This window comes from Sphingobium fontiphilum (assembly GCF_014196635.1).
Taxonomy (GTDB): domain Bacteria; phylum Pseudomonadota; class Alphaproteobacteria; order Sphingomonadales; family Sphingomonadaceae; genus Sphingobium; species Sphingobium fontiphilum.
In genome coordinates this window covers 41,576-54,976 of record NZ_JACIEB010000001.1, presented here as the reverse complement: position 1 = coordinate 54,976, position 13,401 = coordinate 41,576, and the positions used below count along the sequence as shown (strand labels likewise).

General features: G+C 64.8%; 14 protein-coding genes. 11 read left to right on the top strand and 3 right to left on the bottom strand.

Translation table 11 applies throughout. The features are described from left to right. Window positions 1-2 precede the first annotated feature (2 nt). The 6 genes from GGR44_RS00255 (at window position 3) to rplI (ending at window position 3,935) form a co-directional block, all read left to right on the top strand. Entirely contained in the window at window positions 3-704 is a 702-nt protein-coding gene (locus tag GGR44_RS00255; protein ID WP_183953454.1) for an ATP-binding cassette domain-containing protein, read from the top strand. Further along, a complete protein-coding gene (locus GGR44_RS00250; protein ID WP_183954169.1) occupies window positions 704-1,909 on the top strand; it encodes an ABC transporter permease in 1,206 nt (401 codons plus the stop codon). The genes GGR44_RS00255 and GGR44_RS00250 overlap by 1 nt, the downstream gene beginning before the upstream one ends. A gap of 155 nt (window positions 1,910-2,064) precedes the next feature. Beyond that, window positions 2,065-2,445 carry an RcnB family protein gene (locus tag GGR44_RS00245; RefSeq protein ID WP_183953453.1) on the top strand — a complete coding sequence of 127 codons (381 nt, stop codon included), beginning with the start codon at window positions 2,065-2,067 and terminating at the stop codon, window positions 2,443-2,445. 231 nt (window positions 2,446-2,676) lie between these two features. Beyond that, entirely contained in the window at window positions 2,677-3,087 is a 411-nt protein-coding gene (gene rpsF / locus GGR44_RS00240) for a 30S ribosomal protein S6 (RefSeq protein ID WP_183953452.1), read from the top strand. 13 nt (window positions 3,088-3,100) lie between these two features. Continuing rightward, on the top strand, window positions 3,101-3,325 hold the full coding sequence (rpsR, locus tag GGR44_RS00235) for a 30S ribosomal protein S18 (RefSeq protein ID WP_183953451.1): 225 nt from the start codon (window positions 3,101-3,103) through the stop codon (window positions 3,323-3,325). Window positions 3,326-3,338: 13 nt separating this feature from the next. Further along, the gene (rplI, locus tag GGR44_RS00230; RefSeq protein WP_183953450.1) at window positions 3,339-3,935 is read left to right on the top strand and encodes a 50S ribosomal protein L9; all 597 of its coding nucleotides are present in this window, start codon (window positions 3,339-3,341) and stop codon (window positions 3,933-3,935) included. A gap of 123 nt (window positions 3,936-4,058) precedes the next feature. On the opposite strand, the gene fsa is transcribed toward rplI, so the two are convergent. After that, window positions 4,059-4,712, bottom strand: coding sequence for a fructose-6-phosphate aldolase (fsa, locus tag GGR44_RS00225; RefSeq protein ID WP_183953449.1), 654 nt, complete (start codon window positions 4,710-4,712; stop codon window positions 4,059-4,061). Window positions 4,713-4,851: 139 nt separating this feature from the next. On the opposite strand from fsa, the gene GGR44_RS00220 reads away from it, so the two are divergent. Genes GGR44_RS00220 through GGR44_RS00205 form a run of 4 tightly spaced genes read left to right on the top strand, consistent with a single transcriptional unit; the run spans window position 4,852 to window position 8,624 of the window. Beyond that, entirely contained in the window at window positions 4,852-5,520 is a 669-nt protein-coding gene (locus GGR44_RS00220) for a DUF2490 domain-containing protein (protein ID WP_343052274.1), read from the top strand. 40 nt (window positions 5,521-5,560) lie between these two features. After that, window positions 5,561-7,732: a primosomal protein N' gene (locus GGR44_RS00215; protein WP_183953448.1), complete on the top strand. Its 2,172-nt coding sequence runs from the start codon at window positions 5,561-5,563 to the stop codon at window positions 7,730-7,732. After that, window positions 7,732-7,941, top strand: coding sequence for a DUF1289 domain-containing protein (locus GGR44_RS00210; protein WP_183953447.1), 210 nt, complete (start codon window positions 7,732-7,734; stop codon window positions 7,939-7,941). The genes GGR44_RS00215 and GGR44_RS00210 overlap by 1 nt, the downstream gene beginning before the upstream one ends. Beyond that, window positions 7,938-8,624 carry an SGNH/GDSL hydrolase family protein gene (locus GGR44_RS00205; protein ID WP_183953446.1) on the top strand — a complete coding sequence of 229 codons (687 nt, stop codon included), beginning with the start codon at window positions 7,938-7,940 and terminating at the stop codon, window positions 8,622-8,624. Before GGR44_RS00210 ends, GGR44_RS00205 begins: the two co-directional genes overlap by 4 nt. A gap of 280 nt (window positions 8,625-8,904) precedes the next feature. On the opposite strand, the gene GGR44_RS00200 is transcribed toward GGR44_RS00205, so the two are convergent. Together GGR44_RS00200 and ada are read right to left on the bottom strand one after the other, a co-directional pair. Continuing rightward, window positions 8,905-10,443: a hypothetical protein gene (locus GGR44_RS00200; RefSeq protein WP_246344251.1), complete on the bottom strand. Its 1,539-nt coding sequence runs from the start codon at window positions 10,441-10,443 to the stop codon at window positions 8,905-8,907. A gap of 76 nt (window positions 10,444-10,519) precedes the next feature. Beyond that, a complete protein-coding gene (gene ada, locus GGR44_RS00195; protein WP_183953445.1) occupies window positions 10,520-11,584 on the bottom strand; it encodes a bifunctional DNA-binding transcriptional regulator/O6-methylguanine-DNA methyltransferase Ada in 1,065 nt (354 codons plus the stop codon). A gap of 273 nt (window positions 11,585-11,857) precedes the next feature. Between ada and GGR44_RS00190 the strand changes: the two genes are divergently transcribed. Next, window positions 11,858-13,399 (top strand): S1C family serine protease, encoded by a 1,542-nt coding sequence (locus GGR44_RS00190; protein ID WP_183953444.1) that lies wholly within the window; start codon window positions 11,858-11,860, stop codon window positions 13,397-13,399. Window positions 13,400-13,401: the final 2 nt, after the last annotated feature.

Genomic DNA, 13,401 nt, shown 5'->3' with positions numbered 1-13,401 from the left:
GGGTGAGCGCCGATCCCATCATTTCCCTGCGCGGGGTGACCAAAAACTATGGTTCGGGCGCGACCGCCTTTCAGGCGCTCAAGGGTGTCGACCTCGACATTGCACAGGGCGATTTCGTCGCGGTCATGGGCCCTTCGGGTTCCGGCAAGTCGACGACGATGAACATATTGGGCTGTCTCGACGTGCCGACCACCGGCGCCTTCCTGTTCAAGGGACGGCATGTCGAAACGCTGGACCGGGACCAGCGGGCGCTGTTGCGTCGCCGCTATCTGGGCTTCGTATTTCAGGGGTTCAACCTGCTGGCGCGGACCACCGCGCTTGAAAATGTCGAACTGCCCCTGCTCTATCGTGGCGAGGATCGCCGGACGCGGCAGATCGCGGGCATGGCCGCGCTGGACAAGGTGGGCCTGAAGGACTGGTGGGATCACACGCCCGCCGAATTGTCGGGCGGCCAGCAACAGCGCGTCGCCATCGCCCGCGCCATCGTCACCCAGCCCGACGTGCTGCTGGCCGACGAACCGACCGGCAACCTCGATTCGGAACGATCGGTGGAAATCATGCAATTGCTGACCGACCTCAACCGCAACAGCGGCATCACCGTGCTGATGGTGACGCATGAACCGGACATGGCGGCCTTCGCCCGCACCATCGTGCATTTCAAGGACGGGCTGGTCGAACGTGTGGACCAGGGAGCGATGGCATGATACTGGGCACCACGGTCGTCCTCGCGCTGCGCGCGATCAACCGGCACAAGTTGCGCTCCTTCCTCACCACGCTAGGCATCATCATCGGCGTGGCGGCGGTCGTCACGATGGTCACGCTGGGCAATGGCGCGACGGCGGCGGTCCGCGAACAGATCAGTTCGCTGGGCGCCAATGTGCTGCAATTGCGGCCGGGACAGGGCTTTGGTCGGGGTGGCGGCGGCCCGCGCCCGCCCGACTTCAAGGAACAGGATCTGACCGCCATCGCCAACCAGTTAACCGGCGTGCGCGCTGTCGCTCCCATCGTCCAGTCGAGCGGCACGGCCATTTATGAAGGTAATAACTGGTCAACCAGCGTCTATGGCACCACATCGGCCTATTCCGAGGTGCAGCAGTGGAAGGTGGCGGACGGGCGCCTGTTCATGCCCGAAGAGGAAGAGGCCGGCAGCCCCGTCTGCATCATCGGCAATACGGTGCGGAACAACCTGTTCCAGAGGGCCGATCCGGTGGGTAAACGGATGCGGATCAAGGGCGTGTCCTGCCAGGTCATCGGCGTGCTGACGACGCGCGGACAGGGCGGCTTCGGCGATCAGGACGATGTCGTGGTCATGCCGATCAAATTCGTGCAGCGCCGCTTCACCGGCGATCGCGACATCAGCCAGATCATGGTCGCGGTCGACGACGCCTATGACACATCCGTCGTCCAGGCGAGCCTGGAACAACTGATGCGCGAACGGCGCAAGATCAAGCCCGGCGCGGACGACAATTTCAACGTGTTCGACACCAAGCAGATTTCCGACACGCTAACCGGCACCACCACCATCCTGACGCAGATCGTCGGTACGGTGGCGGCCATTTCTCTGCTGGTGGGCGGCATCGGCATCATGAACATCATGCTGGTATCGGTGACGGAACGAACCCGCGAAATCGGCATCCGCCTCGCCATCGGCGCAGTGGCGAGCGAGGTGCTGACCCAGTTTCTAGTGGAGGCCATCGTGCTATCCTGTCTGGGCGGCCTCATCGGCCTGGTCCTCGCACTGGTCGCATCCATCGCCATCGCGCCGCTGATGCAGGTGCCCTTTATCTTCAACATTCAGGTGAACCTGATCGCCTTCGCTTTCTCTGCGGCCATCGGCGTCATCTTCGGCTATTTCCCCGCGCGCCGCGCCGCCGCGCTGAACCCGATCGACGCCCTGCGCCACGAATAACCCGGACCTATGAACGCCCGTTCAGAAATGAGCGGGCGTTGTTACATTCTCTGACATCTTTCCGCCCCCCCGGCACATCGCTGCGACAAACCCCTCTTATTTCTGATTTCGACGCCACGGAACGGCGCCCGCAATTGGAAAGAGGAGCAGTTTCCATGTTCAAGAAGATTTTGATCGCCCTGACCGCCACCACGATGATCGCAGGCCCGATCGCCACCACCCAGGCGCAGGCCGCAACCCATGGCCCGCAGAAGCACCGCACCGAAACCACCCGCATTGTCGTCAAGCACAAGCCCCTTGGCCGCACGATCGTCAAGCAGAAGACCGTGCGCAAGGCCGAACACCGCCGTTGGGCCAAGGGCCAGCGTTTCGACCGTCGCCATGCCGCCAACTACCGGGTCGTGAACAATTATCGCAACTATCGCCTGTCGGCCCCGCCGCGCGGCTATCATTGGGTCCGTTCGGGCAATGACGCGGCGCTGATCGCCATCACCGGCGGCGTCATCGGCGCGGTCATCGGCGGCGCCTTCCGCTAAAGTCCGGCCTCCCCTGTCTGGCCGGACGCCCCGGAAGCCATCGCAACGGCTTGCCGGGGCGTCTTTTTGCGCCCATCCTCTTGCCTTTCCAATGCCGCTGCGTCATAGGCCGCGCTTCGCACGGCACCGGAGAGACTCGGTGGCGCGCGAATATTTGCATTTTTAGACGACAGCCGGAGGGGCGCCGCATGGGGCGTGCGTCAGCGATCGGCCAACAGATGAGGCACTATCATGGCTCTTTATGAGCATGTGTTCCTTGCGCGCCAGGATCTGGCACAGGCGCAGGTGGACGCGCTGGCGGAAACCGCCACCAAGATCGTCGAGGACATGGACGGCAAGGTGACCAAGGTCGAGACCTGGGGTCTGCGTTCGCTCGCCTACAAGATCGCCAAGAACCGCAAGGCGCACTATGTCATGCTCAACATCGACGCCCCTGCCGGTGTCGTGGCCGAGCTGGAACGCCAGACCCAGATCAACGAAGACATCATCCGCTACATGACCATCAAGGTCGACGCGCTGGAAACCGGCCCGTCGGTGATGATGCGCAAGCAGGAACGGTCCGATCGCGGCGATCGCGGCCCCCGTGGCCCGCGCGAAGATCGTGGCCCGCGCCGCGAGCGCGAAGAAGCCGCTGGCGAATAAGGAGATCTGAAACATGGCACGCCCGTTTTTCCGCCGCCGCAAGAGCTGCCCCTTCGCCGCCAAGGATGCGCCGAAGATTGATTACAAGGACGTCCGTCTGCTCCAGGGCTTCGTGTCCGAGCGCGGCAAGATCGTCCCCAGCCGCATCACCGCCGTTTCCGGCAAGAAGCAGCGCGAACTGGCCCAGGCCATCAAGCGCGCCCGTCACCTGGGCCTGCTGCCCTACATCGTGAAGTAAGGGAGAAAGACCCATGGAAATCATTCTCCTCGAACGGATCGAGAAGCTCGGCGCCATTGGCGACGTCGTGACCGTCAAGGACGGCTACGCCCGTAACTATTTGCTGCCGAACAAGAAGGCGCTGCGCTCCAACGCCGCCAACAAGAAGGTCTTCGAAGCCAACCGCGCGAAGATCGAGGCTGAAAACGCCGCTCGTCGTTCGGACGCTGAAAAGGCCGCCGAAACCGTCAACGGCACGCAGATCGTCCTCATTCGCCAGTCGTCGAACGCCGGCCACCTTTATGGTTCGGTCGCCGTCCGTGACGTGGTCGAGGCGCTGGCCGCCGATGGCGTTGAAGGCGTCACCAAGGCGATGATCGTGCTGGAACGCCCGATCAAGACCCTGGGCCTGTTCGACGTCAAGGTTGCGCTGCACCCCGAAGTCGCCGTCACCATCCAGGTGAACGTCGCCCGCTCGCCCGAAGAGGCCGAACTGCAGGCGAAGGGCGTGGACGTGATGGCCGAAATGTTCGAAAAGGACGAAACGGGCTTCACCGAAGATTATGATCCGAACGCCGAACCCGGCGAAATCGCGGTCGAAGCGGACGAAGCCCCGGCCGACGAAGCCTGAGGCTTTCGCTGCCAGACCATTTAAAAAGACTGCCTGAACATCCTGTTCGGGCAGTCTTTTTTGTTGCGCCGCCATGGTGACGGGAAGGGAGCGAAGCCGGCCGGCCTCGCCCCTCCTCTCCAATCAGAGCAGCGACTGGCCAGTCTTGGCCCAGTCCGCCATGAAGCCGGCAATGCCCTTGTCGGTCAGCACATGATTGAACAGCGCCTTGATCACGGCGGGCGGCGCGGTCATCACGTCGGCGCCGATCTTCGCGCTTTGCAGCACATGAATCGGGTGGCGGACCGACGCGACCAGGATTTCGGTCGAGAAATTATAATTGTCGTAAATCAAACGGATGTCTTCGATCAATGCCATGCCGTCGAAGCCGTTATCGTCGTGCCGGCCGACGAAGGGCGAAATGAAGCTCGCCCCCGCCTTCGCCGCCAGCAGCGCCTGATTGGCCGAGAAGCAAAGCGTCACATTGACCATGCAGCCATCGTCCGACAGCGCCTTGCAGGTCTTGAGCCCGTCGATGGTCAGCGGCACCTTGATGCAGACATTGTCGGCGATCTTCCGCAGGATGGCCGCTTCCTTCATCATCGTTTCATGGTCGAGCGCGACCACCTCGGCCGACACCGGCCCGTCGACGATGCCGCAGATTTCCTCCACCACTTCCACGAACTTGCGGCCCGACTTGGCGATCAGCGACGGGTTGGTGGTGACGCCATCGAGCAGGCCGGTGGCGGCAAGGTCGCGAATCTCGGCGGTATCGGCGGTGTCGACAAAGAATTTCATGGGGGAAGGCTCCGGGATGGGACTGATTCTCGGCCTTGTTTAGCCTTTGCCTCCCCCCTTGGCCATGCGCTGCGGCTACAGATTGCGCGCGGCCCGCCGACACATTATGGCGACGCCACCTTTCGCAAGGATCCCTTTTGTGACTTTTTCGCTCACCCCCCGCCGCGCGGCGCCCATGTTCCTCATCGCCATGTTCGCCCAGGCCGGGGCCGCACAGGCGGCGACCAGCGAAAGCCAGGCCTGGATCACCGAGCAATTCGCCTTCAAGGCGGACAAGGCGACCACCATCACCCTCGACGCCAGCCAGCGCGCCCGGTCGGACCGGACATCAGGCGGGGAACAGTTTCTGCAGCGCATATCCATCGACCGCCGTATCGCAACCGGCGTCGAGATTGGCGGCGGCTTTGCCTATCTGAAGGCCGAAAGCGAGAAGGAGCTGCGTTTCCACCAGCAACTCACCCTGACCCATGGCCTGTTCTCCAGCCGCACCCGGCTGGAGCAGCGCTTCTTCGACAATGCCGATGAGGCAAGCTGGCGCCTGCGCGAGCGAATCGCCATCACGGTGCCGCTCGACCATGCGCGGCGCACCAGCCTGATCGCGACGAACGAACTCTTCTTCCACCTCAACCGCGCGCGGCCCAGCGACAAGACTGGCCTTGCCATGATGCGCCAGCAAATAGGCCTGCGCCAGCGCCTCTCGCCCCAGATCGACGCGCAACTGCTGTACATGCGGCAACAGACCTTCCGCGACCACCGCCCCGACGCCGTGGCCCACATCCCCTGGGCGACGCTGAGTTTTCGGCTCTAACGCTGTTTGCGCGGCGGCGGGTCCGCGCTAGGAACCACCCATGTCCTCCCGCGCCCGCGTCCTCCTGCTCAATGCCGCCCTTGGCCCGCTCGATTATCGCGTGCCGCACGGCATGGATGCGAAGCCGGGCAGCATCGTGGTCGCGCCGCTGGGGCCGCGGCAACTGATCGGCGTCGTTTGGGAGGCGGACGCTTTCCCCGATGTGGAGACGGTGGGCGACAATCGCCTGCGCAACCTGATCGACCTGATCGACGCGCCGCCGATCCCGGCGACGCTGCGCCGCCTGATCGAATGGACGGCGGACTATTATCTCGCCCCGCCCGCCGCCGTGCTGCGCATGACATTGTCGTCCATGGCCGCGCTGGAGGGGGCGCGCACGGTGATCGAATATCGCGCCACCGGCCGCCTCCCCGACCGCATGACCGATCAGCGCACCCAGGCGATGGAGCGGATCGGCGAGCGACAGGGGCTGATCCGCGAGCTGGCGATGATTGGCGGGGTCAGCGACGCGGTGATCCGGGGGCTGGTGAAGGCCGACGCCTTTGAGCCGGTGGAGGTGAACGTCGACACACCCTTCCCCGATCCCGATCCGGCCCATGCGCCCCCGGCCCTGTCCGATGAACAGGCCGCCGCCGCCGGGCAGTTCGTTTCGGCGGTGGAGGCGCGCGCCTTCGCCCCCTTCCTGCTCGACGGCGTCACCGGATCGGGCAAGACCGAAGTCTATTTCGAAGCCATAGCGGCGGCTATGCGCGAAGGGCGGCAGGTGCTGGTGCTGTTGCCCGAAATCGCGCTGACCGAACCCTTTCTCGAACGGTTCGAGAAACGCTTCGGCTGCGTCCCCGTAAGCTGGCACAGCGGCCTGCGCCAGACCGAGCGGCGGCGCGCCTGGCGCGCCATTGCGGCGGGACAGGCGAAAGTAGTGGTCGGCGCGCGATCCGCCCTGTTCCTTCCCTATCCGAACCTTGGCCTCATCATCGTCGACGAAGCGCATGAGGCGAGTTTCAAGCAGGAGGATGGCGTCCATTATCATGCCCGCGACGTGGCGGTGATGCGCGGGCTGATCGAGAAATTCCCGGTCATCCTGGCGTCGGCCACGCCCGCCATAGAGACGCGCCATCAGGTCGAACTGGGCCGATACCGCGAAATCCGCCTGCCGGCCCGTTTCGGCGGGGCCCAGATGCCCGCCATTACCGGCATCAACCTGCTCACCGATCCGCCCGAACGCGGCCGCTGGATCGCGCCGCCGCTGGTGCAGGCGATCGACGAGACGATGGCGCGCGGCGAACAGTCGCTGCTCTTCCTCAACCGGCGCGGCTATGCGCCGCTCACCTTGTGCCGCCATTGCGGCTATCGTTTCCAATGCCCCAATTGCACGGCCTGGATGGTCGAACATAGGCTGACTCATCGGCTGGCCTGCCACCATTGCGGCCATGTGATCCCGACGCCGCGTTTCTGCCCGGAATGCAAGGAGGAGGACGCACTGGTCGCCTGCGGCCCGGGCGTCGAGCGGATCGCGGACGAGGTGAAGGCGCTGTGGCCCGACGCGCGCACCGCCATCGTCACCTCCGACACGCTCTGGTCGCCCGCGAAAGCCGCCGAGTTCGTGAAGTCGGTCGAGGCCGGGGATGTCGACATCATCATCGGCACCCAGCTCGTGACCAAGGGCTATCATTTCCCCAATCTGACGCTGGTGGGCGTGATTGACGCCGACCTGGGGCTGGAGGGCGGCGACCTGCGCGCGGCCGAGCGCACCTTCCAGCAAATCATGCAGGTGGCCGGGCGCGCCGGGCGCGGCGAAAAGCCGGGCCATGTCTATATCCAGACGCGAATGCCCGAAGCGGGCGTCATCGAGGCGCTGGTCGACGGCGACGCCGAGCGTTTCTACGCCGCCGAAACCGAAAGCCGCCGCCGCGCCAACGCCCCGCCTTTCGGCCGTTTCGCCGCCATCGTGATTTCCAGCGAGGATGCGGAAGAAGCCGCCGCCACCGCCCGGCTGATCGGCAAGTCCGCCCCGGTGATGGAGGGGCTGCGCGTCTATGGCCCCGCCCCCGCGCCGCTGGCCGTGCTGCGCGGGCGGCACCGCCACCGCCTGCTGGTCCACGCCACCCGCGCCATCGACGTGCAGGACATCATCCGCCAATGGCTCGCTGATCTGGTGTGGAAATCGGGCACGCGGGTCAGCGTCGACATCGATCCCTACAGCTTCATGTGATGCAGAGCCCCTGCCGCAACCTTTGCGCGCTCGATGCGGCGCGCGCCCGTTGCACAGGATGCGGCCGCACCATCGACGAAATCGTCCACTGGCGCAGCATAACCGACGACCAGCGCGCCGCCGTCATGGCGCGGCTGGCGGGACAGGACGGCGTTGCGCAGGCACGGCCCGCCGGCCAGGATCAGGGCGGGGAGAATGAGCGCCGATGACGACAATCCTGTTCCTGGGCGACAGCCATGTGACCTGCCTGAAGGCGCCCGCCAGCGAAGGCCGCTTCACCGGCTATGATGCGCGGGTGCTGCTTGTCGCCGGGGCGACGGCGGTGGGCCTGCGCCACCCCACGTCGAAGACGCAGGCGCTGCTGCGCTTTCGCAAGGAATTGCTCCCTTTTCAGCCCGACACCATCCCCGTCTATCAACTGGGAGAGGTCGATTGCGGCTTCGTCATCTGGGTGCGGGCGCAACGCTATGGCGAATCCGTTCAGCAACAGCTTGACGCATCGCTCACGGCCTATCTCGATTTCCTGTCGCAAATGCAGGCGGCCGGATATGCGCGACAGATCGTCACCGCCGCCACCCTGCCCACGATCGGCGACGATCCCGCCGTCCTGGGCGAAGTCCATGTGCTGCGGCAGGAGGTGAAGGCGAGCCAGCGACAACGCACCGACCTGACCCTGGACTATAACCGCCGCCTTGCCGAAGGGTGCGGGGAACGCGGCATAACCTTCCTCGACATCGCCGCGCTGATGATGGACCCCGCCACCGGACTGTTCCGCGAGGACCTCAAACATGTCGAACCCGGCGACCACCATATTCACCCGGAAAAGGGCGCTGACCTGTGGGTCGGGGCGATCATGGGGCATCTGGGTGCGGGTGACCGCCGGTTTGAGTGAAGGGTCTGGTTTCGACCAAAGTAAGACATTCCTTCTCCCTTGGAGGGAGAAGGATATGGAGCCTTACCGCGCAGCGGTTAGGCGGAGTTGGATGAGGGGGATTGGCGCAACGATAGCCTGCGTCGGCAAGCTTGCCACCCCCTCACCCAGCTACGACTCGACAGCAAGCCGCCAAGTCTCCGCAGCCCTCTCCCCAAGGGGAGAGGGGCAGATTGGCGACAGTTCCCCACCCCTTCCCCGCCATCCGCGCATCGTCTCACGCTTGGCGCGAGGAGGGCCGCTATTCCTCCGCCTCCTCCGGGCCATCGCCGACAATGTCTTCGCCCTCGTCCTCGACATTGCCGCCTGCGGCCTTTTTCGCGGCGCGTTCGTCCAGGCGGGCTTTCATCTTCAGGGCATAGTCCCGCAATTCCGATCCGTGGGGGGAATAGGCGATAGGGTCGAGCAGGATCGAGGCTGATCGATATTCGCCGCGTATCGCCATCGCCCGCGCCAGGTTCATGCGGTAGGTCGAACTTTGCGGCAGCAATGTGTAAGCCTTGTAAAGCCCGTCATAGCCAAGGTCGGGCATCTTGCCGCCGCGCATGGCGTGATAGCGATAGAAGAGCGCCAGCGGCACCGGATCCTCGGTGTCCGCCCGGTTCGCCTTGACGATGGCGGACAGCGCCGCCTTCCAGTCCTCCGGCTTGTCGCTGTCATGGGCGCGCTCCAGCAGCACCTGCGCGCGGATCGCATGCGCGCGCGCGTTTTGCGGGTCGAGCGCGATGGCCGCATCCGCATCGGCCAGCGCGGTGTCCTTCTGTTCCGCATCCCATTCCGCCTCGGCCAGAAGCGCGCGGACATGGGCGCTGTCGGGATATTTGCCCGCCGTCGCGCGCAGGGACGCCGCCAGATCGGCAACATCCATGGTCTTGCGCCCGTTGATCACCCGCAATTCATCCTCGATCACCGCGCCGCGCGCCGGATCAACCGGCGTGATGGTGATCGGTTCCGCTTTTGAAATCTTCAGGATCGAGCCGGTAAGGCGTGAGCGCATATAGGCCTTGAGGTCTTTTTCCAACCCGTCGAGGCCGCCCGCAAAATAGCTGTCGGGGTTCATGTCCGGCACGCCCTTCGCCACGTCGCCCAGATAGCGGGACATCTCCTTGTGCCGCTCGCCCGTGTTATACTGATAATAGTGGGTGAGCAGCCAGGCGGTGCCATAATAGCGGTCGCCATCGGCCAGGCTGAGCCCATCGGCATTCCGTGCGAACAGGTTCTTGACCGGATAGGGCGACCCCAGCACCAGCCCCGGCGCGCGCGCCATCGGAACGAAGCCGAACTGGATGCTGCCATCCTTCGGGAATTTCACGACCGAGAAAAATTCCGCAAATCCCTCGACATACCAGGCGGGATAGGCGGCGGGGAAATAGTGCAGCATGAAATGGTGGGTATATTCGTGGAACAACACCTCTTCGGCGCCCAGATCGAATTCGCTTGTCTTCCGGTTGCGCGACAGCACGGCAAAGGCGATGCGATCGGACGTGCTGTAGAAGCCAGCGACATTGCGGTCGCCGATCAGTTTCCTGACCTTGTCCTCACTCGACAGCATGAACACCTGCACAGGGCTGCCCTGCCGCGTTTCATCAATGCCGGTGATCGTGCGCAGCAGGAAATCGAACTTCTCCAGCCGCTCGGCAAAGCCGCGCAAGGTTTCATCCCTGCCTTCGCTGTAGACGGTGAAGTGTCGGCTCTGCGCCTTCCACCATTCCGCCCGCGCTTCGCCGCCGGCCAACAGCATTGCCGTCAAGCCGGCAGCGATATTCACCATGAACCGCATATTGCCCCTGAAAACCCCCATGTCAGGGTGGGACGATGACGCCACGGCGCGTCATTTCAAAGACAAAATTTGATCCTTATCGGTCCATTTCCCGCTCCAGCAGCGCCTTCTTGCGGTTGAGCCCATAGGCATAACCGCCCAGCCCGCCGTCGCTGCGCAAGACCCGATGGCAGGGGATAAGGACGGCGAGATTGTTGTCGCCACACGCCGTGCCTGTCGCCCGCACCGCTTCGGGGCGACCGATGGCGGCAGCCACCTGTTTGTAGGTGCGGGTTTCCCCCGCCGGGATGGCCCTCAGCGCGGCCCAAACCGCCTGCTGAAACGCGGTGCCCGCCACATCCATGGGCAGAGCCGCGTCCCCACCGACAGGGTCGTCAGTCAATGCCGCCACACGCCGGGCGAGGGCCAGAAAATCATCATCGCCCGCCACAATGTCGGCATGGGGGAAGCGGCGGCGCAATTCGCCCTCATCCTCGTCGAAGCTGATGCGGACCAGCCCCCTGTCGGTCGCCGCGACCAGCATGGGCCCCAGCGCGGTCGGCATCACCGCATGGCGGATGGTAACGCCGCGCCCGCCATCCTTCCAGGCGCTGGGTGTCATGCCCATATGCGTTGCCGCGTCGGCATAGGCGCGGCTGGGCGCGTTATAGCCAGCGGCGTAGATCGCGTCTGTCACGCTTTCGTCTCCTTCCAGGGCGGCGGCCAGACGCCCGGCCCTTAGCGACCGGGCATAGGCCGCCGGGGTCATGCCCGTCGCCCGCTTGAACAGGCGATGGAAATGATGCGGGGCATAGCCCGCATGGGCCGCCACCTGCTCCAGCGAGAGTGGCGCGTCAGCCGCCTCGATCAGCGTCAGAGCCTCGCTCACCGCGCGCACGTCGCGCGCCACCTCATCCGGGCGACAGCGCAGGCAGGCGCGAAAACCCGCCGCCTGCGCCGCCGCCGGATCGGGATAGAAGCGCATATTCTTTCGCTTTGGATGCCGCGCCGCGCAGGACGGGCGGCAATAGATGCCGGTGCTGGTGACGGCGCCCACGAACCGCCCGTCCATCGCCCGGTCGCGGCGCAGGAACGCCGCCCAGCAATCATCGGGCGGAGGCATTGTTTCGACAGGGAGCAACGGGCTGGTCATGCTGTTCATGGATATGACCTAGCCGCCCTTCCCTGACCATGCCTCCCGCGCCTTGCTTTCAAAGTAATTTCTAAGAGTTTGTCTCGAAATGCGCTTGTCGCGCATCCGCACCGGCCCTCACCCCCACCCGACCTCCCATCCAGGATACACTTTGTGGGCGGTCGGGTGGGGGTGAGAGCCGGTGCCGCATCCGAAATGCGCTCTCCCGCGCATTTCGAGACAGGCTCTAAGTCTTTTTCCGCATTGCCCTGCCCTACGCTTCGCATATGTATGCGCTCATCCATGTTCAGGCTCCTGCGTCCCCTCCTCGCCCTTTGCTCCCTTGCCCTGCTCGCCGCGCCGGCGCGCGCGGACCAGCAGGACATCGCCGCCGCCGCGCGCGGCGTGGTGCGCGTCGTTCTGGTCGCAACGGATGGCGGCGACGCCTATTTCGTTGGCCATGGCAGCGGCCTTGCGGTTGCCCCCGACAAGGTGCTTACCAACGCGCATGTCGTCGAACTGACCCGATCAGAGAAAAATCTGGTCATCGGCGTCATCCCGTCGGAAGGGCGCAAAAGCTATGGGGGACGGGTCGTCGCCTATTCGCCCGGCAACGATCTGGCGCTCATTCAGCTGGAGGAAGGCAGCCTGCCGGTCAGCACCTTTTACGCCGGGGCGCTCGGCGATGGCCAGTCGGTGACCGCTATCGGCTATCCTGGCACGGTCGACCGGGCGCAGGGGCTCAGCCTTCAGCAGATGATCGAGCCGATGGGCACGGTAAAGACCAACGGCACCGTCTCCTCGGGCCGCTCGACCCGCAGCTTCGACACGATCTTGCACACGGCGCCGCTGGCTGCGGGGAACAGCGGCGGGCCGCTGGTCGACGAATGCGGCCGGGTGCTTGGCGTGAACAGCTTTGGCTCGGTATCCGACGGCAACGACGCCGAATTCGGCTTTGCCGTGTCCTGGCGCGAAATTTCGTCCTTCCTGCGGCAGGCCGGGGTATCGGCGACGCACACCATCGTCCCCTGCCGGTCCATGGCGGAGGCCGAAGCAGCGGCGGCGGCTCTGGATCAGGGCGACCGCGACCGGACCGAACAAAGCGAGCGCGCCCATGCCGAGCAGCAGCGCGACGCGATGCAGAAGGCCCGCGATCAGGCGGAGCGCGACATCATCGCCGCGCGCGAAAATTTCATGGCGGGGTCGGCGGCGCTGCTGGCGCTGGCGGTGCTGGGCATAGGCGCGGGCGGACTGTTTTATACGCAGGGCAAGGAGAAGCAGGCGATCTGGTGGCTGGGCGGCGGCGGCGCGCTGTTGCTGGGGGCGCTGCTCCTCTTCCTGCTGCGCCCCGGCTTTTCGGATCTGGAAGCCCGCATCGACGCGCCCATCGACACTGGATCGACCAGCAACAACGCCTATGCCTGGGCGGGCGACAATGTCTGTCGCATCGATCTCAACCGCAGCCGTGTCACCGTCTCTCAGCCCATCGACCGCCCCTTCAACTGGCAGGATGGCGGCTGCGTCAATCGCGATACGCAATTCCTGAGCGAAGGCAGCCGCTGGCGGCGGACGCTGGCGCCCAACGACGCCAATTTCGTCGCGGAACAGATTTTCGATCCGGCGAGCGGCCAGTTAGTCGTCCGCCGCTGGCTGCCCGACCCTGACACCATGGCGAAAGCGCGCGCGCTGGTGGAAAAGGCGCAGGTCAAGGGATGCTTCGCGGACGCCGACAAACGCACTGTCCTCGCCACGCTGGAGAGCGATCTGCGCGCCCTTCTCAATGGTCCGCCCAATGAGCGACTGGTCCACCGCTGCCAGAAAGGGCGACTCACCGTCGACGAATGAAC